We start from the raw sequence: 22,317 nt of genomic DNA on the forward strand, positions 1-22,317 counted from the left end.
CCGGCCGATATATGCATTTCTGTGCAGGGAGTATCCTGACCCGGATTTCGGGGCACTCAAGAAGGATTTTCATGCTCAAGACCCTCGCGGTGGCCAATTACCGCTCGATCAATAAATTGGTGATTCCGCTGGGCCGTCTGAACCTGATCACCGGCCCCAACGGCAGCGGCAAGTCCAACCTGTACCGGGCACTGCGGCTGTTGGCGGAAACCGCTCAGGGCGGCGTGGTCAATGCGCTGGCCCGTGAGGGCGGGCTCGACTCGACGTTCTGGGCCGGGCCGGAAACCATCAGCCGGCGCATGCGCAACGGCGAGGTGCCGATCCAGTCCACCGTGCGCCAGGGCGTCAAACGCCTGCGCCTGGGCTTTGCCGGGGAAGATTTCAGCTATTCGATCGCCCTGGGCTTGCCGGAGCCGAGCCTTTCGTTCTTTTCCCTCGACCCGGAAATCAAAAAGGAATGCATCTGGGCCGGGCCGCTCTATCGTCCGGCCAGTCTGCTGGTGGATCGCGACGGGCCGATGATCCGCACCCGTGAGGGTCGCAGCTGGGATGTGTTGGCCCAGCACGCGCCAAACTTCGACAGCCTGTTCGATCAGGTCGGCAGCCTGCGCACCTCGCCGGAGGTGTTCCAGATGCGCGAGTTCATCCGCCGCTGGCGCTTCTACGATCACTTTCGCAGTGACGCCGACGCCCCGGTGCGCCAGCCGCAACTGGGCACGCGCACGCCGGTGCTGCATCACGATGGCCGCGATCTGGCGGCTGCGTTGCAGACCATCCGCGAGATCGGCGATCCCGAGGCGTTGCAGGCGGCGATCAGCGACGCCTTTCCCGGCGCACGGCTGAACATCGCACCGCTGGCGGGCGGCCGCTTCGCCATCGAGTTCTTTCAGGAAGGGTTGTTGCGGCCGTTGTCGGCAGCGGAACTGTCGGATGGCACGTTGCGTTATCTGCTGCTGGTCGCCGCGCTGCTGACGCCACGCCCGCCGTCGCTGATGGTGCTGAACGAACCGGAAACCAGCCTGCACCCAGATCTGCTGCCGGCGCTGGCGCGCCTGATCATCCGAGTGTCAGAGCAGTGTCAGGTGTGGGTGGTGTCCCACGCCCGACGATTGATTTCGGCGTTGCAGGAAGACCCGGAATGCAATTGCATCGTGCTGGAAAAAACCCTCGGCCAGACGGAGATCGTCGGGCAGAGGGTTCTGGATGAGCCGGCGTGGAACTGGCCTGATTAGCCCTGCCACTTCCCGCCTTCGACAATCACGCTCTCAGGCTTGGTGTCATCACTCAGCTCTTTACGCACATATTGGTCATACAGCTTGAGCAGATATTTCTCCTCCCCCAGCTTGGCCAACTCCGCGTTCACCCAATCGCGCAATTCGATGTTGCCCTTCTTAACCGCCGGCGCAATCGGCGCTTCGGCGCCAAGTTTTTCGTCCAGCACACGGTAGCCCGGGTTCTGCTTGGCCCAACTGAACAGCACCAGATTGTCCTGCGCGTAGGCATCGCCACGGCCGTTGGCCAGGGCTTGCAGGGACTCGGAGTTTTTCTCGAACTTCAGCAGTTTCCAGTCCGGATGGTTTTTGGTCAGCCAGATATCGGCGGTAGTGCCGGTGGTCACGATGGTGGTGCGGCTCGCCAGGTCGTCGAGTTTTTTCACCTCGCTGTTCTGTGGCACCAACGCCTGCACCGCGACCTTGAGATTCGGGTTGGTGAATTCCACCGCTTCCTTGCGCTCCGGAGTCACGGTCATGTTGGCGAGGATCAGGTCGACCTTGTCACTTTGCAGGAACGGAATGCGGCTCGCCGGCTCCACGGCCACGAACTCGACCTTGTTTTCATCGCCCAGCAGATCCTTGGCGAATTGACGGCCGATGTCGGTATCGAAGCCGACGTAACGCCCCGCTTCGTTGACGAAACCGAACGGCGGCTTGTCGGTGAATACGCCGACGATCAGCTTGTCGCGGGCCTTGATCTTGTCCAGGTAACCGGCCGGCGCGGTGCTTTCGCTGGCGACTTTCGGCTTGGCCGGTTCTTCGGTCTTGTTGCAGCCGGCCAGCAGCGCGAGGCTGATCAGCGGTAGTGCGAATAAGGCTTTGGCAGTTTTCATGGCAGTTCCAGTTCCTTGGTTTGAGACGTTGTGGGCGAAGTCGTTGAAGTCAGCGCTTCGACGTAGGAGAACTTCTCCAGGAACTGCTGCGCGCGTGCGGTTTGCGGGTTCGTAAAGAAAAGCTCGGGCGGGTTCTGCTCAAGGATGCGCCCGCCATCCATGAACACGATGCGATCGGCCACCGCGCGGGCGAAGGCCATTTCGTGGGTGACGATCAATAGGGTCATGCCTTCGCGGGCCAGGCCCTGAATCACTTCCAGCACTTCCTTGACCATCTCCGGATCAAGGGCGGCGGTGACTTCGTCGAAGAGCATGACCCGCGGGTTCATGCACAACGAGCGGACGATGGCGATGCGTTGCTGCTGGCCGCCGGAGAGCTGGCGCGGGAAGGCGTCGCGCTTGTCCGCCAGGCCGACGCGCGCGAGCAACGCTTCGACTTGTTGCTGTGCTTCGCGGCGTTGGCGTTTTTGCACTTTCAGCGGGCCGAGCAGCAGGTTGTCGAGCACGCTCATGTGCGGGAACAGGTGATAACTCTGGAACACCATGCCGATCTGCTGACGCACTTCGCGCCAGTCGGTGGCCTTGTCCAGCAATTCACGGCCGGCGAATTTCAGGTGACCGCTGTGGGCGGTTTCCAGACCGTTGAGGCAACGCAGCAGTGTGCTTTTTCCGCAACCGCTGGGGCCAAGGATGACGATGACTTCGCCGGATTTCACTTGCAGGTCGATGCCCTTGAGCACCTGCTGTTCGCCGAAGAATTTGTTGAAACCCTGAAACTCGATCAATGCGCTCATGCTTGCGTCCAGCGCCGCTCCAGCACGCGCGAGGCGGCCGACAGCGGGTAGCAGATAAAAAAGAAAAACAGAAACAGCGCGCCGTAGATCAGCACCGATTCGTAGGTGCGCTCGATGATCTGCTGACCGACCTTGATCACATCCACCACGCCAATCAGCACCGCCAGCGAACTGGTCTTGATGATCCGCGTGTAGACGTTGATGGTCGGCGGCGTCATGCGTTTCAGCGCCTGGGGCAGCAGCACGTAACCGTAGAGCTGCGCCGCGTTCAGGCCGATCGACAGCCCCGCCTCACGCTGCCCGCGCGGCAACGAATGCAGCGCACCGCGCGCCACTTCGCCGACCTCGCTGGCGCCCCACAGCGACAGCACCAGCACCGCGCACCAGAAGCTCGGCAGGCTCAGGCCGAAGAAAATCGGCAAGCCGAAAAACAGCAGGTACAACCAGACCAGCACCGGGATCGCCCGGAACAGTTCCAGATAGATGCGCAGCAGCGCGTTCAGCCACGTCACGTTGAGCGTGCGCAGCACACCGTAAAGCACGCCGCCGACGGTGCTGATGGCGATACTGAGGAACGAGATCGACAGGGTTTGCCCGGCGCCTTTGGCCAATTGCGGCAACGACACCCAGAGCAGTTCAAGACCCGAACTGGCCATGCTGGAGCCTCCTTTCCAGACGGCTCAACAGCAGCGACAGCGGCAGGAACAGCAGCACGCAGATCAGCGTCAGCACGGCGAGCATTTCATAGGTTTTGTAGTAGAGCGCGATGTAGCTCTTGGTGGTGTAGAGAATTTCCGGCACCGCCACGGCCGAGACCACGGTGGTCTCCTTGAGCAGGAAAATGAAATTGGCGAACAGCGACGGCAGGCTGAGGATTCCCGCCTGCGGCAGGATCACGTAGCGCAGCAACTGGCCGTGGGACAAACCGATGGAGCGACCGGACTCAAGCTGCGCCTGGGGCACCGCATCGACGCCGGCGCGCAGCACTTCGGTGAGGTAGGCGCCGCCGAGAAACGTCATGGTGATGATCGCGGCGGTGAATCCCGAAACCTTGATTCCCAGGGCCGGCAACGCGAAGTAGACGAAGAACAGCTGGATCAGCAGCGGTGTGTTGCGCGCCAGCTCCACATACAGGCCGACCAGTTTTTGCAGGTAAGGCGTGCGGAACACCAGAATCGTCGCATTGAGCAACGCCACCAGCAGCGAGGTGCCAATGGCGATCAAACCGACCTGCAGCGTCACGCCCACGGCTTTAAGAAACGCCGGCAGGGTGCTGAGGATAAATGCGTAATCGAAGGTCATGAAACATCCTGACGCCGCTCGGTAAGCGACGATGGTGCAGTCCATGGACAGCGGGTAACTGTCCGGCAGGCACCGACTTTAAAGGCATAAGAAAAAGAATTTAAATACCGTTAAAGCATATTGATATCACGCAAAAAACTATCCTGCGAGTTTGCCCCGACAGAATAAGAAGGCTATTTTTCCTTTCGCTGTAGGACGGATCTTTTTTTCATGAAAGCCCTCCAAGGACGAACAGCTTTTGGCCAGACTCCCCGGCCAAACCCATAACAAGGAAGAGAACATGGACGTAAAAGTGCCGCAGCGACCGGACCCGCAGGATTTCGTGAAATGGCTGGTGGCTTTGCGCAGGGCGCTGAAAACCAGCGCTGCCTGAGTCAGCCACACGCAAGAAAAAACGCCGATGACCATCGCTGGTCATCGGCGTTTTTTTTCAACCTTGAAGGGGGTTGCTGCTGCGTCGGATCAGAACGCCGGCAGTACCGCGCCGTTGTACTTCTTCTCGATGAACGCTTTGACTTCAGGGCTGGTCAGGGCAGCGGCCAGTTTCTTGATGGCGTCGCTGTTCTTGTTGTCTTCACGGGCAACCAGGAAGTTCACGTAAGGCGAATCCGCACCTTCGATCACCAGGGCGTCCTTGGTCGGGTTCAACTTGGCTTCCAGCGCGTAGTTGGTGTTGATCATGTCCAGGTCGACTTCTTTCAGAACACGCGGCAGCAGGGCCGACTCCAGTTCCTTGAACTTGAAGTTGTGCGGGTTCTTGGCGATGTCTTTCGGCGTGGCCAGGGCGTTCTTCGGATCTTTCAGTTCGATCAGGCCAGCCTTCTGCAGCAGGATCAGAGCGCGACCGCTGTTGCTGCCTTCGTTCGGAATGGCGATGGTGGCGCCGTCCGGCAGTTCAGCCAGGGTCTTGTACTTGCTCGAGTAGCCACCGAACGGTTCAACGTGCACGCCTTGCACGGTCACCAGGTACTTGGCCTTGTCGTCCTTGTATTTGCCGGCGTTGAAGCTGTCCAGGTAAGGCTTGGTCTGGAAGTAGTTGGCGTCCAGACGCTTCTCGCCCACCTGTACGTTCGGCTGTACGTAGTCGGTGAAGACCTTGATTTCCAGATCCACGCCTTCTTTGGCGAGGGTCGGCTTGATCAATTCGAGGATCTCGGCGTGCGGCACCGGCGTCGCGGCCACCACCAGTTTCTCGCCGGCCTGGGCCAGGGAAGCAGTCAGAGCAGCCGCCAATGCGGTAAACAACAGAACCTTTTTCATGCAGTGTCCTTATCGAAAATCACGGTCGTCATCGACGACGGCATTAATACATGTGCCAGCGATGTGCTACTGCTGGCGTGAAGCGGACAATACCGGGATTTTTTATTCCCGGACAATAACGTTTATTCAGCTTCATATTCCATTTTGTTCATGTTGAAGAAAATGGTTACAACGCCTCGCTCAGGCTCAACAGCAATTCTTTCAATGCCTTACGTTCGTCGGCAGTGCCGTTGAGGCTGATGTTCGCCACTTGACGTTCGATCTGAACCAGCGGCCCAGACACCTCGGGCAGGTTCAGGTGCTCCGGCAGGATTTCGTCGCCGGTGCTCACCAGCAACGCAAAATGAATGACGTTTTCCAGCTCCCGGGTATTGCCCGGCCAGCTGTGTTGCTCCAGCACCTGTTGCGCCGCTTCGCTGATCAGCGGCACCGGAAGATCCAGGCGCTGGCTGTAGATGCCGAGGAAGTACTCGGCCAACGACAGAATGTCGCCGACCCGCGCACGCAATGCCGGCAGTTCCAGATGCCCTTCGCTGAGATAGTGATAAAGACGCTCGTGGAATTTCCCCGCCGCCACCGCTTGGGCCAGATCGATGCTGGTCGCCGCCACCAGGCGCACGTCCACCGGGCTCGGTTGATGCGCACCGACGCGGGTGACTTCGTGGTTTTCCAGGGCGGAAAGCAATTTGATCTGGATCGGCAGCGGCAGGTCGCCGATCTCGTCCAGGTACAAGGTGCCGCCGTTGGCCGAGCCGAACCAGCCGGCGCGACTGCTGGCCGATCCGCTGTAGCTGCCGGCGGCGTAGCCGAACAACTCCGCATCGGCGTAGGTCGGGCTGATCGCCCCGCAATTGACCGAGACAAACAGCCCGCTGCGATCACTGGCGCGGTGGATGTGGCGGGCGAGCAATTCCTTGCCGGTGCCGGTCTCGCCGCGAATCAACACCGAGATCGAGCGCGGTGCGAGTTGGGCCATTTCCTCGCGCAACTGGCGCGAGCGTGGATCGACGAACACCAGCGCCTTGGCGCGGATGCTCAGGGGACTTTTTTCCGCATCGGGAAAGGTCAGCAACGGCTGGCCAAAGGTTTCAAAACTCATGGCAGACTCCCGCCCCAAATCGCCGGGAGACGGGGGCGTTGAAAAAACAAAAGTGGTCAGGCACGGCGCCGGGCGTGGTGTTCCATGCGGTTTTGCAGGCGATACAGATAAGCGAATCCCTGCTCCCAGCGTTGATGCCCGGACTTCACGTTGATATGGCCGGCGCCGGCGAGAATCCCCGCCTCGGCGCCCCAGTTGCGCGCCAGCTCCAGCGCACGCGGCGCACTGACGGCGGCGTCGTTGTCGGAGCTGACGACCTGGCTCGGGAAGGGCAGCAGATCGGTCGGGATCGGCGCGAAATTGCGCAGCGCCGGCACGCAGGCCGGGCGCTCGACATCTGCCGGCGCCACCAGCAATGCCCCGCGCACTTGACGCAAATGATGCAGCGGCGCGGTGGCCGCCCAGTGCGCCACGGTGATGCAGCCCAGGCTGTGCGCGATCAGAATCACCGGCGAGCTGTCGGCGGCAATCGCCTCGGCCAGCGCAGCGACCCAGTCTTCACGACGCGGTGTCAGCCAGTCGGCCTGCTCCACCCGCGCGCTGTTGGGCAGGCTGTTTTGCCAATGGGTTTGCCAATGATCTTCTGGCGATCCTTGCCAGCCCGGCACAATCAGATAACGGATTGATTCGTTGCGCATGGGGGAGCTCTCCTGCGTCGTGTCTGTTCCTGAACGAGTATAGGGACGGGATTTATATTCGTTAAGGAATAAGAAGCTATTTATTAAGACCCGAAAAGAATATTAAGCATTGGGCAAAAAAAGGGGCCGCACCCTGCCAAGGAGACGGCCCCGGAAAAACGTGAAACCCCTATCGTGCAGTGATCACCGACAGCTTGGTGATGCCCGCCCGCTCAATCGAAGCCATGGCTCGCGCCACTTCTCCGTAATTCACCCCGTCGTCCGCCTGCAATTGCACGCGCACTTCCGGGTCCTTGGCCTTGGCCGACTTGAGGTTGAATTCCAGCAGATCCGGCTGGATTTCGTCCTTGTTGATAAACAGTTTTCCCGCACCGTCGATGCTCACCACCAACGGGTCTTTCTGCTCGACCGGCGCCACCGCTTCGGTCTTCGGCAGGTTGATCGGTATCGCGTTGGTCAAAAGCGGCGCGGTGACGATGAACACCACCAGCAGCACCAGCATCACGTCCACCAGCGGCGTCACGTTGATCTCGCTCAGCACCTCGTCGCTGTCTTGCGTGGAGAAGGCCATATCAGGACGCCTCCTTCACTTTTGTTGCGTTGCCCTGGGCCGCAGCCTTGTGCGCGGTCGGGTGGATCAGCACGCGGAACGAGCTTTTTTGCGCCAGGCTGTAGAAGTCGTGGGCAAAGTCGTCCAGGTCCGCCGCCGTCAGTTTCAGACGACGCAAAAAGTAGTTGTAAACCAGCACCGCCGGCACCGCGACCGCGATCCCCACACCAGTGGCGACCAGCGCTGCACCGATCGGTCCTGCGACCGTTTCCAGGCTCGCCGAGCCCGCCGCGCTGATGCCTTTCAACGCTTCCATGATTCCCCACACCGTGCCGAACAGACCAATGAACGGCGAGGTGCTGCCAATACTCGCGACCACTGCCAGACCGGTTTCCAGCGAACGCCGCTCGCGAACGATCTGCTGACGCAAGGCACGTTCGAGGCGATCCTGATGGTTGATCGCCTGGCTCAGGTCATTGGCCTGCGGCGCCTCGCCCACTTGTATCGCCGCATAACCGACCTGTGCCACCCGCGCTGCGGCGCCGGGCTGGGTTTCGCTCAACTCGGCGGCGGAGTCCAGACTCGACGCCGCCCAGAAGCGCTTGTGAAATTTGCGGTCCTGCGCCTTCAACCGGCCGAACTGCACAGCCTTGAGCAATGCCAGGCCCCAGGTAGCGACAGAGAAGACCACCAGCAGCCAGATCACCGCGCTTTCGATGGATTCCAGTGGAGATGCCAGTAACGTCATGATGTGTTCCCTCGTGTAAACGTTTAGCGCGAAATTGGTTTCGGTTTAATGAATCTTGAAATCGATGGGTACGCTGACCCAGCCGTCCTGGGCGACATCACCCTGCTTGGCCGGCACGAAGCTCCAGCGCTTCACGGCGTCCAGCGCCGCGTCGTCGAGCTGTTGCCGGCCACTGCTTTTCTGAATCTGGATCTCGCCCGGTTTGCCGCTGGCCAACACGTGCACCCGCAACAACACCGTGCCTTCCCAACCGCGACGCTGGGCCAGCGACGGATACTCCGGCGCCGGGTTCTTCAGGTACGCGGCGTTGGCCGAGGCTGGCGTCACCGGAGCAGGCGCCGGTGGTGCAGGTGGCGCTGGCGCGGCGACCGGGGCGGCCGGTTGTGGCGGAGCCGGTGGTTGCTCGACCGCTTTCGGCGCCGGTTTCGGTACGGGTTTGGCCACCGGTTTCGGTTTGGGGATCGGCTTTGGTTTCGGTGGCGGCTTGGTTGCCAGTTCGTCCTCCACCGGGGGCGGAGGCTCGACCACAGGCGCCGGTGGCGGCGGCACAACTACAGGTGGTGCCGGTGGCGCCGGGCGCGAAAACTCGATGGTCATCGGTGGAATTTCCGGCGGCACGATCGGCAGCGCCGGCGTCGGATGCTGGTTGATCCAGTAGATCACCGCGCCGTGCACCACCAGCGCCAGAACGCCGAGCAGAATCGTTTCGCGGCGGCTCAGAATGCCCTTGGGCGCGCGCTGCAAACGCAGCTGCCCCAACGGCACGCGATGGGGCCGGCCGAGATCGACCAACTCGCCGCTCGGCGCCTGGCGCCACAGCACCTCCTGTGCGCTGGCGGCGGTCTGGACATTGCCCATTGATTTACTCCCTGCGGTCTCTTTGCGTTTTTTTCGCTTAGCCGATTCGCCGCTTGTTGAATCCCCCACGGCGTGATCGATGGGTCAATCATTGGGCCAGCGGCTTATCTCCGAAAGTAATCTTTCATGTTATGAATAGACGTTTATGGAATATATGAAACGGTCATTTCCGCCATAGCCGCGGCCTGCAAGGCTTCCAGCGATTCGCCGAAATCGACATGCTTTCGCGGCATAAAAAGTATTCATCCAAGGCATCGGATCTTGAAAAAAAGCAAACAAAAAGGCCGATGCATGTTTAATGCATCGGCCTTCGATGACTGAATTTCTTATTGCTTCACAAGCTCAACGGTCTTGGTTCGGCGCTGAATAATCCTGATAACTAACGACTGGCATTGGTCTGTTGCACGCCGATGGCCGGCGCAATCACTGCCGTCTCCGAGCGCGGCGTTCCTGCCGGCACCCAGTCATAACTTACAGGAAGGGCTCGATAGACCCAGTTGCTGATCGCGTCGCTGCCCGGTGCCTTGCCCAGATAAGGGCTGACGTATTCCCAGACATTTTCACCACTGGCCGTCACCTGGAAAAACCGCCCGTTCATGCCTTCGTCGATCAGCGTATTGCCGTTGGGCAAGCGCCGCGCGCTGCTGATGAACGAGCTGTAGAACGCCCACCCCGGCTGCTTTGAATTCGCCGCGCTGTACTGCCAGACGATTTCATTTTTCACCGGGTCGATCTCCAGCACCCGCGAACCGGAAATCAGCCCCAGCGTGACGTTCGGGTACCCCGCCGAACCCTGGTTGTCGAACACCAGCAGATTGCCCGCGCCGGGCAGTCCGGCCGGGATAATGTGCGCGTCATGCTGACCGACGAACTGGTCCACCGGGCGCGGGATTTTCTGCGCGGTTTTCGGATTGGCCAACGGCAGATTCGGCCCCAGACGCCAGACCACCTTGCCGCTGTGTTTGTCGATGATCGCGATGAAGTTGGCGTTGCGCGAATCGATCAGCAGGTTGTCCGGGTTGAAACGCTTGTCGCCGGCATCGAACCACTTGTTCGGCCCGACCAGGCTGAGGTTGTTGATGTGCAGGTAATCCGGATTTTCACTGGCGCGAACCAGCTTCAACTGCTCGGCGGTGAAGCCGAATTCGTTCAAGTGATCCGACGCCAGCCACTGCCATTTCACCTCGCCGGCGGGGCTGACTTCATAGATCGCATCGTCAATCACCTCGGGCACTTTGAAGCCTTTGACCTGGTGCACCTTGTTCGCCAGCACCACGGTGTTGCCGTTGCTCAGGCGACGCTGATCGTGATGCTGTTGCGCGGAGCCACCGGGGGCCTTGTCGCCCCACTGCCAGACGACTTTGCCATTCCAGTCCAGCTCGCCGATGCTCTGATTGCCGAGGCCATTGCCGGCGGAACCGAGCTTGCCCGGATCCTTTTCGCTCAGTTGCAGCAACACGTGGCCGCGCTCGCCACCGACCAGTTGCGGGTCGATGATCGCCGACGGGAAACCCGACTGCGGCCAGCTCTTCACCTCGTTGCCGTTCATGTCGATCAGGTGCGTCTGCTTGTCGGCACCGCTGAAGATCACATATTGATTGAAGGCCTTGGCCGGATCGTAACGGGTGACGCCGGTGGGGTAGACGCTGGGCGCGGCGAGCGCCCCGGCACTGAGCGCTGCGCCGGACAACAACACCGGTAAAGCGGTTTTGATGCGCAACATGATGCAGCTCCTTGAAGGATCGATCAGAAGTCGTAGCGACCGGTGACGCCGAGAGTGCGCGGCGTGCCGAGCAGGCCTTCATAGCCGCCGTTGCCGCCGGTCCACAGGGTCGTGTAGTAGGTTTTGTCGAAGGCGTTTTTCAGCCACAGCGAGACGTCCCACTGACCCTGATTGAAATCGCCGCGCAGGCCGGTGGAGAGATTGACCACCGCGTAACTCGGGATCTGGCCGTAATCGGAATCTTCGACCGTGCCCACCGCCTTGGAGCGGAATGCGTAGCTGCCGGTGACGTAAGGTTGCAAACCGTTATCCAGGTTCCATTCGTACTTGCCGTTGGCATTGCCGATCCATTTCGAGGCGCCGACCACCTGATGGCCGCTGAGGTCGCAAGAGGCCGGAGCACCCGGTGCCTGGCTGACTTCCGGCGGGCACGGCGCGTCCTTGTAGGAGAGATAGCTGACGTCGTTGTACGAGCCGTTGAAGTTCAGCGTCAGGCCGCGCAGCGGGATCAGGGTGCTTTCGAATTCCACCCCGCGCGAGCGCACCGAGCCGGCGTTGGTCAGGTATTGCACGCGGTTGACGTCGTCGTAGGCGTTGGTCTGGTAAGCGTTGACCTGAGTCCAGAACACGTTGGCGTTGAGCTGCAAACGCCGATCCCACAGCGTGCTCTTGAAGCCGAGTTCGGCGTTATTGGCGCGCTCGGTGCCGATCAGCAAAGAGTCGGCGCCGGCGGTCGGTGCCGAGCCGACCACAAGGTTGACCCCACCGGATTTTTCGCCGTGAGACAACGTAGCGTAGCCGAGCAGATCGTCGGTGAAGCGATAGCTGAGGTTGAGCAATCCGGACGGGCTGGAGCTGTACTGATTCAGGTCGCCGGAATCGTAGGCGCCGGTGCGGCCGCGTCGCGCAGTGGCTGCGGCACCCGTGACAGCGGCGCCACCGACCGGCGCATCACGATTGACCCAGGCGTTCTTCTCTTCATAGGTGCCACGCACCCCGGCGGTGAAATCCAGTCGCGGGGTCAGGTGCCAGGTGCCTTGGGCGAACAGCGCAAAACTGTCGGTCTTGATATGGCCACGTCCGACGCTGTTGACGTTGGCCAGCGCACCCCGTGGCGTGCCGTTCCAGATGTCTGCCTGGGGGCCGTAATAGGCGAAGGATTTGTTGTCCAGGTCCGAGCCGAAGTAGTAGGCGCCGAGGACGTAATCGAAGAACTCGCCCTTGGGCGATGCGAGACGAAATTCCTGGGAATACTGTTTGTCCTCAACCGACACCCCGGCGTTGTAGGTCGCCGGCACATTGAGGCCATCGTCGTTGCGCGGGGTGAAATTCCAGAAACGGTAGGAGCTGACCGAGGTCAGGGTGAAGTCGCTCGGCAAGGTCCAGTTGGCCTCCACCGATGTGCCGCCCTGATGGACGGTGACGTGCTGGTCGTTGTCCAGATTGACCTTGCGGTGCGAGCCGTTGACCAGCGTCGCGCCGGCAGCGGCGGCGCGGGCCGAGTAGAGATTGACGCCATTGATGGTCGGCCCGGTGTTGTACAGCACGCGGGTGCCGGCGCTGGAATCCTCTTCGTTGTAGTCACCGATCCAGCGCAGGTTGAAATTCTCGTTGGGCTTGAACAGCAGTTGCGCCCGGAAGCCGTCGCGGGAGCCGCCATTCAAATCATGGCCGTTGAATTCGTTCTTGATGTCACCGTCGCTGCGGGTGCGATAGGCAGAGATGCGTCCGGCCAACTGATCGTTGAGCGGCCCGGAAAGCGTGCCCTTGGTCTGGAAGTAACCGTCCTCGCCGACCGACGTCTCGATGCTGCGCTCCGGGGTAAAACTCGGCGCGCGGGTGCTGATATTGATCACCCCGGCGGTGGTGTTCTTGCCGAACAACGTCCCCTGCGGCCCACGCAGGACTTCGAGTTGTTCGATGTCCATCAGGTCAAACACCGCCATCCCCGGGCGACCCAGATAAACGTTGTCGATGTACAGGCCGACGCTGCCTTCCAGACCATCGCTGGCCGGGTTGTTGCCCAGGCCCCGGATCGACACGCTGGACTGGCGCGCATGCATGTAGGCGACGTTGACGCTGGGCACCAGTTGCTGCAGATCCTGAATCCGGTAGACCCGCTGCGTCTCCAGAGTCTGGCCGCTGACCACGCTCATGGGCGTCGGCACGTCCTGAGAACTTTCTTCGCGACGGCGGGTGGTGACGGTCACGGTTTCCAGTTGCGAAGTGGCGGTCGCGGTCTTGCCAGTCGGTGCCGGCGCGGGAGTTTCTGTCTCAGCGGCGTAGCCGTGGGTCCAACTGGCACTCCCCGCCAGCAACAGGGCCAGAGGCAGGCGTTTGAGCCGTCGTGGCGGCGGCGGTGAAGCGAGGTTCAACGGACTCATGGGACTGCTCCTGGTCAAAAAACACGCAGACATCTTCCGTGCCGCATATTCTTTTAAGTTATTTATTTATGTTTTTACAAAGATTTACTGCATAAGAGATTGCCTTTATAAGGAGTCGACCTAATGCATATCCAATGCATTTCCCGGATATTTTTTATGTGAAAAATGCATATCGACTTGCGCCAACTCAGACACTTCATCGCCCTTGCCGAACAACGCAGCTTCGTCGCCGGCGCGCAGGCGGTGAACCTGTCGCAGTCGGCGTTCAGCCGCAGCATTCAGGCGCTGGAGCACAGCGTCGGTTGCCAGTTGGTGGATCGCGGGCGCAAGGAATTGCCGCCGACCAAACAGGGCCAGGTGCTGCTTGAACACGCGCGGCGACTGGTCAGCGGTGCGCAGCAGATGGCCAACGAGATCAGCCAGTTCAACGGGCTGGAGGCGGGGGAATTGCGCTTCGGTTGCGGCCCGGCGCCGGCGGCAGGATTGATCCCGCGAGCCATCGGTAGCTTCATCGGCCGCTACCCGAAAGCGCGGGTGCATTACCAGGTTGATGACTGGCAGAGCCTGAGCAAAAGACTGCTGAGCGAGGAGTTCGAATTCTTCGTCGCCGACACTCGGCACTTCGAGGCGGATCCGGATTATCTGACCCACCGCTTGCGGCCACGCAAATGGCATTTCTGCTGCCGCGCCGGGCATCCGCTGGGCGCTTTCGAGCGAGTCACGGCAGAGCAACTGATGAGCTATCCACTGGCCGTGAGCATTCGCCCGCCAAACCTGCGCAAGGTCATCGTCGACCTCAGTGGCCGGCCGGATTTCGTCCCGAACGTAGAGTGCGAGAACAGCGCCAGCCTGCTCGGCGTGGTGCTGCGTTCGGATGCGATCGGCATCGTCGGTGCCTATTCGGATGCGCTGCATCAGGCCCGGGGTGAGTTGGTGTGCTTGAAGGTCGAAGGGTTGGCGGATGATCTGGAGGAGCTTTACACCCGTTATGGAATCGTCAGCCGCGCCGGGTATCGGTTGTCACCGTTGGCCGAGGCGATGATCGAGCAGATAAAGGCGATTGATGCGGTGGATGAAGAAGTGTGTTCACTGGAGAACTTTGCCGTCTGACACACCGCCTTCGCGAGCAAGCCCGCTCCCACATTTGGAACGCGTACTCCTGTGGGAGCGGACTTGCTCGCGAAGAGGCCTGTGCAGGCGCCGATGCATTTCCTGCATGAAACACATTCCCCGAATGCACTTGCCGAACACCCTCGCCGAAAGCGAAAAACCTCGCCTGTCTTCCTGACTGGTGAACCCCATGTCCAACCCGCAAAACCCTGTGCGCAATGTGCTGTACATCATGTGCGATCAACTGCGCCGCGATTACCTGTCCTGCTACGGCCACCCGCACCTGCACACCCCGAACATCGACCGCCTGGCCGCTGCAGGCGTGCGTTTCAGCCGCGCCTACACCCAAGGCACGATTTGTGGGCCGTCGCGGATGTCGGCCTACACCGGGCGCTATGTCAGCAGTCATCAAGTGGCGTGGAACGCCGTGCCGCTGCCGCTTGAAGAACTGACGATCGGCGATTACCTGAGACCCCACGGCATTCGTACCGCGCTGGTCGGCAAGACCCACGCCACGGCTAACGTGGATGCCTTGCAGCGGTTGTCGATCAACCCGGAAAGCGCCCAGGCCGAAGTGCTGAACGAAGTCGGCTTCGAGCCGTACTTTCGTCACGACGGCATCTTCCCCGACGACCCGCTGTTCGATGACAAACGCGAATCCGCGCCATACACCCACTACCTGCGCGAGCAGGGTTTCGAAGGGCGTAACCCCTGGCATGACTGGGCCAACGCGGCCGAAGGCGACAACGGAGAAATCCTCAGCGGCTGGAAAATGCGCAATGCCCATTTGCCGGCGCGAATTCCCGAGCAACATTCGGAGACTGTCTACACTACAAATCGGGCCATCGACTTCATCGGTGAGCAAGGTGAAAAACCGTGGTTTTTACACCTGTCCTATATCAAACCCCACTGGCCCTACATCGTACCGGCGCCGTACCACACCTTGTACAGTACGAAATCGATTCTCGACCCGGTACGTAATGCCTCTCCCAGCGACCACCCGGTCTATCAGGCCTTTCGCCAGCATGAGGAAAGCCTGAATTTCTCCAAAGATCCGGTACGAATGAACGTGATCCCGACGTACATGGGCCTGGTCAAACAGGTCGATGATCAGTTGGGGCGGCTGTTCGATTTCCTGCAAAGCAACGGCCGCTGGGAGGACACGCTGATCGTGTTCACCAGCGATCACGGCGACTTTCTTGGCGATCACTGGCTGGGTGAGAAGGAGTTTTTGCTGGAACAGGCGGTGGGCGTGCCATTGATCGTGCGCGACCCGCGTGCGGCGGCGGATGTCACACGGGGCACGGTGGATGAACGCCTGGCGGAAACCATCGACGGCGTGCCGACCTTTCTCGAGGCGCTGGGCGTGACGGGCGCCGAGCATCGCCTGGAAGGTCGCTCGCTGATTCCGCTGCTGCACGGTGAAAACCCGGACTGGCGCCACTATGCGATCAGCGAATACGACTACGCCTTCCAGGCCCCGGCACGGGAGCGGCTGGGCCAGGCGATCGACCGTTGCCACATGACCATGGTGCGCAGCGAGCGCTGGAAATACCTGGCGTATGACGGCTTCCGGCCGCAGCTTTTCGATCTGTTGAATGACCCGCAGGAGCTGCAGGATCTGGGCGCGGACCCGGCGTATGCGGCGGTGCGCGAGGAGCATGCGGGGTATCTGTTCGAATGGGTGCGCGGGTTGAAGCGCCGCACGACGATCAGTCATCAGGAGATTGATTTGCGCGGGCAGCGGTTTCGCTATGGGGAGCCGGAGACCGAGAAAATGGTGCAGATCGGCGTGTGGTGATTAAAAGCATCGCGAGCAAGCTCGCTCCCACAGGATTTGTGTGCGCCGCAAACCTGTGGGAGCGAGCTTGCTCGCGATGAGGCCCGATCAGACGCCGACGATTTCTGCGCCTTTGATGGTCTGGCTACGCTGCCCATTCGCCCCGACCGGCACTTCCCCTTTGAGCGTCACCCGACGCACCACACGATCCTGAGTGCCGTAATCATCAATCGCATAATGCTGCGTCGAACGGTTATCCCAGATCGCCACATCACCGGCCTTCCAGCGCCAGCGCACGACGTTCTCCTGGCGGATCACATGACTTTGCAGCAAGCCGAACAGGTGCGCCGAATCGGCCTGGGAATAACCCTTGATGCGCTTGACGAAATGCCCCAGCAGCAAGCTCTTTTCGCCGCTGATCGGGTGCACACGCACCACCGGGTGCTCGGTCTCGTAGACGGTCGAGGTGAAGATCTTGCGATAGCGCTCGAGCTTCTCCGCCGACACGTCCGGCTTCACGGCGGCGTAGTCGTACTCGTTGCTGTGCACGGCCACCAGCTTGTCCGCCAGCTCACGCAACTCGGTCGGCAATTCGTTGTACGCGGTCGCGGTGTTCGCCCAAAGCGTGTCGCCACCGAACGCCGGGGCCACCACCGAGCGCAGGATCGAGGCTTTCGGATAGGCATCGACGAAGGTTACGTCGGTGTGCCAGGAGTTGGCGCGCTGCCCTTCGGCGCCGTCGAGTTCCAGCAGATAACGGGTGCCCTCGCGGGACGGCACGGTCGGATGCGCTACGGGCTCGCCGAGCAGGTGCGCAAAGGCTTCCTGCCGTTGATCGTCGAGCTGGGTCTGCTCGCGAAAGAACACCACCTTGTACTGGATCAGCGCCTGTTGAATGGCTTCAACCGTCGCGGCATCCAGCTCACCGGACAGGTGCACGCCACGGATTTCGGCGCCGATACGACCGGCCACCGGATGAATGTCCAGCGCGTGGACAGCGGGTTTTACAGCGAGTGCGGCATTGCTCATGGGTAGACCCTCATCGACTGCTTGCGGTTGGACGGCAGCGAAACAACGCTCTATCTATATTCCATTTACATCTAATAGATATTCACATGCTTCGTTGACGGAATAAGAGCTTGCATTTAAAACCTCAAGCAACCTCGTCGCAAATGCCTTCGAGCTATTTTTAGGATGCCGGAAAAGCATATGGATCTTCGCCAGTTGCGCTACTTCATCGCCCTCAACGAACACCGCAGTTTTGTCCGCGCGGCCGACGCCATGGGCATCACTCAACCGGCGTTCAGCCGCAGCATTCAAGGGCTGGAGCAGGAGTTCGGCTGCGTGCTGGTGGATCGCGGCAACAAGGATCTGCGCCCCACGCCCGAAGGCCAGGTGGTGCTGCAACACGCCCTGACCCTGGTGCAAGGCGCGGCATTGCTCAGCGCCGAGGTGACGCAGATGACCAAGCTCGATGCCGGCGAACTGCACTTCGGTTGCGGCCCGGCGCCGGCAGTGAAACTGGTGCCGGACGCGGTGGCGCAATTCATCAATGCGCACCCGAAAGTACGTACCTGCTTTCAGGTGGATAACTGGGAAAAGCTCAGCCGCGCCCTGAGCCGCGAGGAGATCGAATTCTTTATCGCCGACATTCGCCATTTCGAATCCGACCCGAACTTCCAGACCCAGCCGCTGACGCCCAAGCGCGGGGTGTTTTTCTGCCGGCCGGGGCATCCGCTGCTGGCCAAGGAAAGCCTGTCGACCAACGACATGTTCGACTATCCGCTGGCGACCACGCTGATCCCGCCAGGCATTCGCAAATTGCTGGCGAATCTCAGCGGACGGATCGACTTTTCGCCGACCATCGAGACCGAGCACTTTCCGGCGCTGGTGAAAGTGGTGCTGCAATCCAACGCGATCGGCGTCGGTACTGAAGAGGCGTTCGTCGAGGACATCGCCCAGGGCTCGCTGGCGCTGCTGCACTGGCGCAATCTGCCGCAGAACCTGGAGAGCATGAATGCGCGGTGCGGGATTGTCAGCCGGACGGGATTCCGGCTGTCACCGGCAGCGCGGGCGATGATTGAGACGTTGGTGGCAGTGGATAAACAGGAAATCAGCGTCGCGGTTTGAGGTCGTCATCGCCAGCAGGCTGGCTCCCACATGAAATGCATCCAATTGTGGGAGCCAGCCTGCTGGCGATGAAGTCTGCTCTGACGCTAAAAAATCAAAGCTTCGCAGCCGCCAGCTCAGGCGCGACCCACTCGTTCACCTTGAACGGCTTGCGGATCAGCTTCTGCTGCGCCGCCAGATCCACCTTGCCCTGCAGGTTTTCGAGGAACAGCGGGTCCAGTGTCGACGGGAACACTTCGCTCAGGTTCTGATCCTTCAGATCCTGGGTCAGGATCACCGGCGGATAGCTCGCCAGCCCCGACACAAGTTGCACATAGGCGTCCTTGTTGCTGTCCTGAGTCAGCCACTCCACCGCCTGCTGCTGCGCCTTGAGCAGCTTCGCCACGGCTTCCGGATGCCCGTCGACAAACTTGCCGGTGCCCACCAGCACCGACTGCACACTGCCGGCGCCACCGAGATCCTTGGTATTCAGAGGCAACTCGGCCAGGCCTTTGGCCTGCAACGCGGTCAGCCCGGAACTGCCCCACGACGCATCGATCTGCTTCGCCGCCAGCGCCGCTACCGCTGCGTTGAAATCGAGGTTGATCACCTTCACGTCCTTCTCGCTCAGGCCCACGCTGGCCAGCGCCGCATCGAACGACAACTGGGTCGCAGTGCCGCGGAAGATTGCCACGCGCTTGCCTTTGAGATCCTGCAGCGTCTTGATCCCCGAACCCGGCACGACGCCGAGGTATTGCTTCACACCCCGGGCGCTGGCGCTGAGCAGGCGCGTATCCAGACCGTTGGACTTGCCGATGATGGCCGCCAGATCTCCGAGATAGGCCAGATCCACTTGGCTGTTGGCGAACGCTTCGTTGATCACCGGTCCAGCGCCCTTGAAGAAGCTCCACTGAATCTTGATGCCTTGATCGGCGAAGGCCTTTTCGAAGATCTGCTGATCGCGCAGCACGTCCACGATGCCCCCGCCGCTGTGTTGAGTACCCGCGCTCAGATCAGGCACGGCAATCCTGATTTCCTTGAGCTCGTCGGCCTGGGCAGAGAACGCCAGCAGACCCGCCAGCGCCGGCGCGGCAAACAGACTGATGACACGTTTGAAGGGAAGGTTCATGGGTGCGGCTCCTGATCACGGCGGGCATTGAGGAGCCGAAAGTAGGCACATTCCGTATCAACGTTTAAATACTTAAAAAGCACATTTTTATAGCTTTAAACGCTAAGCCAGAGTGCACAGGGCCTGTAGATCGATATGCATGCAGAGCATCGAAAATATTCTCCGAATGCATTGGATGCGCATGGGCTGGAGGCCTTAAATGGTCTTGCTTATCTCCCAATAGCATTGAATTGAATTTTTATATATCAAATTTGCATACCGCACTTCCATGAAGGCAGGCCTGCCTGCAACCCGACAACGGAGGTCACCATGGCCCGACAATCCCTGCTCAGCCTGCCGCTGCCCGCACCACCGCTGAAAGCACTGCGCTCATGGCCAAGCCTTGGCCAGCGTGTGCTGCCGTGGCTGCTGCCCCTCTCCCTGTTCGCCCTGTGGTGGCTGGCGGCGCGCAATCAATGGATGAGCGAACAGATCCTGCCCGCGCCTTCACTGGTGTGGAGCAGCGCGATCGAGCTGTCCCAGGGCGAGTTGTGGAGTCATTTGTGGATCAGCCTGCAACGGTTGTTCTGGGGACTGCTGGCGGGTGTTAGCGCCGGCGCGGTGCTCGGCGCGGCGCTGGGCTTCAGCCGTCGCCTCGAACGCCTGATCTTCCCGACGTTCGCCGGCCTGGCCCAGGTGCCCACGCTGGCGTGGATTCCGTTGTTCATGGTGTTTTTCGGCATCGGCGAAACGCTGAAACTGGTGGTGCTGGTCAAAGCCATCGTGGTACCGGTGACCTTGCATACGCTGGTCGGCGTGCGCGATGCGCAACCCAAGCTGCGCGAAGCCGCCGCTGTTTTACGTTTGCCTCCACGACTGTTGATCCGCCGACTGGTGCTGCCCGCCGCCCTCCCGGCGTTCATGGCTAGCGTGCGTCTGGCGCTGGCCGCTGGCTGGACCTCGTTGCTTGCGGTCGAGCTGCTGGCCTCCAGCGAAGGCATCGGTTACCTGATGGTCTGGGCGCGACAGCTGTTCATGCTCGACATCGTCTTCGTGTGCATCGTCGTAATCGGCCTGATCGGCGTGGCGATGGATCGCGGCATCGGTCTGCTGGACAAAAAACTGGTGCACTGGCCGCACCCGGCCACAGCGGAAATTCGTCGCGGCCCACGTTATGAAGGCTGGCAGCGCGTGCAGCCATGGCTGCTGCCACTGGCGCTGTTTGCGTTGTGGCAACTGGCGGTCGACCAGCAATGGATCGATGCCAACATTCTGGTCAGCCCATGGGTGGTGCTTGAGGCAACCAAAAACGGATTGCTCGACGGCACGTTGATTTCGGGCATGGCCCTGAGCCTGGGCCGCACACTTGGCGGCCTGTTGATTGGCGGCGGTCTCGGCCTCGGGCTGGGTTTGCTGTTGGGTCTGTCACGCACCAGCGAACGCGTGCTCGGCCCGACCCTCGCCGCCCTGCGCCAGATCGCGATTTTCGCCTGGGTGCCGCTGCTCACCGCGTGGTTCGGTCTGGGCGAACTGGCGAAATGGGTGTTCGTCGCCCTGGCCGCTTTCTTTCCGTTGTTTGTCGCGACCCAACGCAGCGTCGCCAACCTCTCACCGCAGCTCAACGAAGCCGCGCAGGTGCTGCGCCTGAGCATCACTCAGCGCCTGCGCCGACTGGTCCTGCCGGGCGCTGCGCCGGGAATTTTCGCCGGTTTGCGCCTGAGCCTGATCTACGCCTGGCTCGGCACCATCGGCGCCGAATATTTCATGCCGTCCAACGGCGGCATCGGCAGCCAGATGATCGGCGCCCAACAACTGCTGCGCATGGACCTGATCATGGCCGGGATGCTGCTGGTCGGCCTCACCGGCGCCCTGCTCAACCTCATTGGCCAACGCCTGGAAATCCGCGCCACCCGCTGGAGACACGCATGAACGCACCGATTGTCAGCTTCAACCATGTAGGCAAATCCTTCGACGTCGACGGTTTCGAACTGGAAGCGATTCGCGAATTCAACCTCGACATCGCCGAGGGCGAATTCGTCGCCATCGTCGGTTCCAGCGGCTGTGGCAAATCCACTTTGCTGCGCTTGCTGGTGGGCCTCGACACGCAGTTTCGCGGGCAGATCAGCGTCGATGGCAAAGCCGTCAGCGGCATCGGCGGCGAGCGCGGCATCGTGTTTCAGGAACACCGTTTGTTCCCGTGGCTGACGGTGGCCGACAACATCGGCCTGGGCCTGGTCAACGAGTCGCTGGCGGCCTCCGAAAAGCAGCAACGCATCAACGATTTCATCGAGCTGGTGGGCCTGCGCGACTTCACCCGCGCCTACCCGCATCAACTCTCCGGCGGCATGGCCCAGCGCGTGGCGATTGCTCGCGGGCTGGTGGCAAGCCCACGGATCCTGCTGCTCGACGAACCCTTCGGCGCCCTCGACGCGCTCACCCGCCAGCAGATGCAGGACGAATTGCTGGCGATTCGCGAGCGGGCAAAGATCACCACGATTCTGGTCACCCACGATGTCGAGGAAGCGATCTTCCTCGCCGACCGCGTGGTAGTCATGGAACCGCGCCCCGGCCGGATCAAGCGGGTGGTGGACATCGCCCTGCCCCATCCGCGCCAGCGCAGCAGTTTCGACTTCCATCAGCTGCGCGAAGAACTGCTGCACGAGCTGACCAGTGACGATCATTACCAACCGAGCGCACCGGTGCAGATCCGCGATCTGCCGCTGTCGTTCATTGCCTGCTGAACAGGA

General features: G+C 61.0%; 20 protein-coding genes. 6 read left to right on the forward strand and 14 right to left on the reverse strand.

All coding sequences use genetic code 11. The annotated features are described in order from the left end of the window. Positions 1 to 71: 71 nt before the first annotated feature. Positions 72 to 1,232, forward strand: a complete 1,161-nt coding sequence (locus CAG25_RS05135; RefSeq protein WP_085611217.1) for an AAA family ATPase — start codon at positions 72 to 74, stop codon at positions 1,230 to 1,232. Here CAG25_RS05135 and CAG25_RS05140 read toward each other — a convergent pair. From CAG25_RS05140 to CAG25_RS05195, 12 genes are all read right to left on the reverse strand, one after another. Beyond that, positions 1,229 to 2,107, reverse strand: a complete 879-nt coding sequence (locus CAG25_RS05140; protein WP_085611218.1) for a transporter substrate-binding domain-containing protein — start codon at positions 2,105 to 2,107, stop codon at positions 1,229 to 1,231. The genes CAG25_RS05135 and CAG25_RS05140 overlap by 4 nt on opposite strands. Beyond that, the gene (locus CAG25_RS05145) at positions 2,104 to 2,901 is read right to left on the reverse strand and encodes an amino acid ABC transporter ATP-binding protein (RefSeq protein WP_085611219.1); all 798 of its coding nucleotides are present in this window, start codon (positions 2,899 to 2,901) and stop codon (positions 2,104 to 2,106) included. The genes CAG25_RS05140 and CAG25_RS05145 overlap by 4 nt, the downstream gene beginning before the upstream one ends. Next, on the reverse strand, positions 2,898 to 3,557 hold the full coding sequence (locus tag CAG25_RS05150) for an amino acid ABC transporter permease (RefSeq protein WP_007952770.1): 660 nt from the start codon (positions 3,555 to 3,557) through the stop codon (positions 2,898 to 2,900). Before CAG25_RS05150 ends, CAG25_RS05145 begins: the two co-directional genes overlap by 4 nt. After that, positions 3,538 to 4,203 (reverse strand): amino acid ABC transporter permease, encoded by a 666-nt coding sequence (locus tag CAG25_RS05155; protein ID WP_007918712.1) that lies wholly within the window; start codon positions 4,201 to 4,203, stop codon positions 3,538 to 3,540. Before CAG25_RS05155 ends, CAG25_RS05150 begins: the two co-directional genes overlap by 20 nt. A gap of 462 nt (positions 4,204 to 4,665) precedes the next feature. Next, the gene (locus tag CAG25_RS05160) at positions 4,666 to 5,463 is read right to left on the reverse strand and encodes a MetQ/NlpA family ABC transporter substrate-binding protein (protein ID WP_011331930.1); all 798 of its coding nucleotides are present in this window, start codon (positions 5,461 to 5,463) and stop codon (positions 4,666 to 4,668) included. Between the two features lie 166 nt (positions 5,464 to 5,629). Further along, positions 5,630 to 6,562 (reverse strand): sigma 54-interacting transcriptional regulator, encoded by a 933-nt coding sequence (locus tag CAG25_RS05165; RefSeq protein WP_085611220.1) that lies wholly within the window; start codon positions 6,560 to 6,562, stop codon positions 5,630 to 5,632. A gap of 56 nt (positions 6,563 to 6,618) precedes the next feature. Then, the gene (locus CAG25_RS05170) at positions 6,619 to 7,200 is read right to left on the reverse strand and encodes an alpha/beta hydrolase (protein ID WP_007952774.1); all 582 of its coding nucleotides are present in this window, start codon (positions 7,198 to 7,200) and stop codon (positions 6,619 to 6,621) included. Positions 7,201 to 7,369: 169 nt separating this feature from the next. Next, a complete protein-coding gene (locus CAG25_RS05175; RefSeq protein WP_003220570.1) occupies positions 7,370 to 7,771 on the reverse strand; it encodes a biopolymer transporter ExbD in 402 nt (133 codons plus the stop codon). A gap of 1 nt (position 7,772) precedes the next feature. Continuing rightward, positions 7,773 to 8,498: a MotA/TolQ/ExbB proton channel family protein gene (locus CAG25_RS05180; protein ID WP_085611221.1), complete on the reverse strand. Its 726-nt coding sequence runs from the start codon at positions 8,496 to 8,498 to the stop codon at positions 7,773 to 7,775. A gap of 45 nt (positions 8,499 to 8,543) precedes the next feature. After that, positions 8,544 to 9,356: an energy transducer TonB gene (locus CAG25_RS05185; RefSeq protein ID WP_041475106.1), complete on the reverse strand. Its 813-nt coding sequence runs from the start codon at positions 9,354 to 9,356 to the stop codon at positions 8,544 to 8,546. 379 nt (positions 9,357 to 9,735) lie between these two features. Continuing rightward, the gene (locus CAG25_RS05190; RefSeq protein WP_085611222.1) at positions 9,736 to 11,079 is read right to left on the reverse strand and encodes an aryl-sulfate sulfotransferase; all 1,344 of its coding nucleotides are present in this window, start codon (positions 11,077 to 11,079) and stop codon (positions 9,736 to 9,738) included. A gap of 23 nt (positions 11,080 to 11,102) precedes the next feature. Next, positions 11,103 to 13,463, reverse strand: coding sequence for a TonB-dependent receptor (locus CAG25_RS05195; protein ID WP_074689406.1), 2,361 nt, complete (start codon positions 13,461 to 13,463; stop codon positions 11,103 to 11,105). A 165-nt stretch (positions 13,464 to 13,628) separates the two neighbouring features. On the opposite strand from CAG25_RS05195, the gene CAG25_RS05200 reads away from it, so the two are divergent. Together CAG25_RS05200 and CAG25_RS05205 are read left to right on the forward strand one after the other, a co-directional pair. After that, on the forward strand, positions 13,629 to 14,573 hold the full coding sequence (locus CAG25_RS05200; protein ID WP_085611223.1) for a LysR family transcriptional regulator: 945 nt from the start codon (positions 13,629 to 13,631) through the stop codon (positions 14,571 to 14,573). Between the two features lie 190 nt (positions 14,574 to 14,763). Further along, the gene (locus CAG25_RS05205) at positions 14,764 to 16,374 is read left to right on the forward strand and encodes an alkaline phosphatase family protein (RefSeq protein WP_085611224.1); all 1,611 of its coding nucleotides are present in this window, start codon (positions 14,764 to 14,766) and stop codon (positions 16,372 to 16,374) included. An 87-nt stretch (positions 16,375 to 16,461) separates the two neighbouring features. On the opposite strand, the gene CAG25_RS05210 is transcribed toward CAG25_RS05205, so the two are convergent. Then, positions 16,462 to 17,382, reverse strand: a complete 921-nt coding sequence (locus tag CAG25_RS05210; RefSeq protein ID WP_007952791.1) for a TauD/TfdA family dioxygenase — start codon at positions 17,380 to 17,382, stop codon at positions 16,462 to 16,464. A gap of 180 nt (positions 17,383 to 17,562) precedes the next feature. Here CAG25_RS05210 and CAG25_RS05215 point away from each other — a divergent pair, with 180 nt between their 5' ends. Next, entirely contained in the window at positions 17,563 to 18,483 is a 921-nt protein-coding gene (locus tag CAG25_RS05215; protein WP_039764497.1) for a LysR family transcriptional regulator, read from the forward strand. Between the two features lie 94 nt (positions 18,484 to 18,577). Here CAG25_RS05215 and CAG25_RS05220 read toward each other — a convergent pair whose 3' ends face one another. Continuing rightward, on the reverse strand, positions 18,578 to 19,591 hold the full coding sequence (locus CAG25_RS05220; protein WP_085611225.1) for an ABC transporter substrate-binding protein: 1,014 nt from the start codon (positions 19,589 to 19,591) through the stop codon (positions 18,578 to 18,580). A 309-nt stretch (positions 19,592 to 19,900) separates the two neighbouring features. Between CAG25_RS05220 and CAG25_RS05225 the strand changes: the two genes are divergently transcribed. Both CAG25_RS05225 and CAG25_RS05230 read left to right on the forward strand, forming a co-directional pair. Then, complete coding sequence (locus CAG25_RS05225) at positions 19,901 to 21,499, forward strand: ABC transporter permease (RefSeq protein ID WP_085611226.1); 1,599 nt, start codon at positions 19,901 to 19,903, stop codon at positions 21,497 to 21,499. Continuing rightward, the gene (locus CAG25_RS05230; protein WP_085611227.1) at positions 21,496 to 22,311 is read left to right on the forward strand and encodes an ABC transporter ATP-binding protein; all 816 of its coding nucleotides are present in this window, start codon (positions 21,496 to 21,498) and stop codon (positions 22,309 to 22,311) included. Before CAG25_RS05225 ends, CAG25_RS05230 begins: the two co-directional genes overlap by 4 nt. Positions 22,312 to 22,317 lie beyond the last annotated feature (6 nt).

The sequence above is a fragment of the Pseudomonas sp. B16(2017) genome (assembly GCF_002113205.1).
GTDB classification, from domain to species: domain Bacteria; phylum Pseudomonadota; class Gammaproteobacteria; order Pseudomonadales; family Pseudomonadaceae; genus Aquipseudomonas; species Aquipseudomonas pharyngis.

Coding starts and splice junctions, on each gene's coding strand:
- CAG25_RS05220 (WP_085611225.1), bottom strand. CDS start 19,591: ATGAACCTTCCCTTCAAACGTGTCATCAGTCTGTTTGCCGCGCCGGCG.
- CAG25_RS05170 (WP_007952774.1), bottom strand. CDS start 7,200: ATGCGCAACGAATCAATCCGTTATCTGATTGTGCCGGGCTGGCAAGGA.
- CAG25_RS05150 (WP_007952770.1), bottom strand. CDS start 3,557: ATGGCCAGTTCGGGTCTTGAACTGCTCTGGGTGTCGTTGCCGCAATTG.
- CAG25_RS05160 (WP_011331930.1), bottom strand. CDS start 5,463: ATGAAAAAGGTTCTGTTGTTTACCGCATTGGCGGCTGCTCTGACTGCT.
- CAG25_RS05180 (WP_085611221.1), bottom strand. CDS start 8,498: ATGACGTTACTGGCATCTCCACTGGAATCCATCGAAAGCGCGGTGATC.
- CAG25_RS05155 (WP_007918712.1), bottom strand. CDS start 4,203: ATGACCTTCGATTACGCATTTATCCTCAGCACCCTGCCGGCGTTTCTT.
- CAG25_RS05205 (WP_085611224.1), top strand. CDS start 14,764: ATGTCCAACCCGCAAAACCCTGTGCGCAATGTGCTGTACATCATGTGC.
- CAG25_RS05175 (WP_003220570.1), bottom strand. CDS start 7,771: ATGGCCTTCTCCACGCAAGACAGCGACGAGGTGCTGAGCGAGATCAAC.
- CAG25_RS05135 (WP_085611217.1), top strand. CDS start 72: ATGCTCAAGACCCTCGCGGTGGCCAATTACCGCTCGATCAATAAATTG.
- CAG25_RS05210 (WP_007952791.1), bottom strand. CDS start 17,382: ATGAGCAATGCCGCACTCGCTGTAAAACCCGCTGTCCACGCGCTGGAC.
- CAG25_RS05165 (WP_085611220.1), bottom strand. CDS start 6,562: ATGAGTTTTGAAACCTTTGGCCAGCCGTTGCTGACCTTTCCCGATGCG.
- CAG25_RS05225 (WP_085611226.1), top strand. CDS start 19,901: ATGGCCCGACAATCCCTGCTCAGCCTGCCGCTGCCCGCACCACCGCTG.
- CAG25_RS05140 (WP_085611218.1), bottom strand. CDS start 2,107: ATGAAAACTGCCAAAGCCTTATTCGCACTACCGCTGATCAGCCTCGCG.
- CAG25_RS05185 (WP_041475106.1), bottom strand. CDS start 9,356: ATGGGCAATGTCCAGACCGCCGCCAGCGCACAGGAGGTGCTGTGGCGC.
- CAG25_RS05190 (WP_085611222.1), bottom strand. CDS start 11,079: ATGTTGCGCATCAAAACCGCTTTACCGGTGTTGTTGTCCGGCGCAGCG.
- CAG25_RS05145 (WP_085611219.1), bottom strand. CDS start 2,901: ATGAGCGCATTGATCGAGTTTCAGGGTTTCAACAAATTCTTCGGCGAA.
- CAG25_RS05230 (WP_085611227.1), top strand. CDS start 21,496: ATGAACGCACCGATTGTCAGCTTCAACCATGTAGGCAAATCCTTCGAC.
- CAG25_RS05215 (WP_039764497.1), top strand. CDS start 17,563: ATGGATCTTCGCCAGTTGCGCTACTTCATCGCCCTCAACGAACACCGC.
- CAG25_RS05200 (WP_085611223.1), top strand. CDS start 13,629: ATGCATATCGACTTGCGCCAACTCAGACACTTCATCGCCCTTGCCGAA.
- CAG25_RS05195 (WP_074689406.1), bottom strand. CDS start 13,463: ATGAGTCCGTTGAACCTCGCTTCACCGCCGCCGCCACGACGGCTCAAA.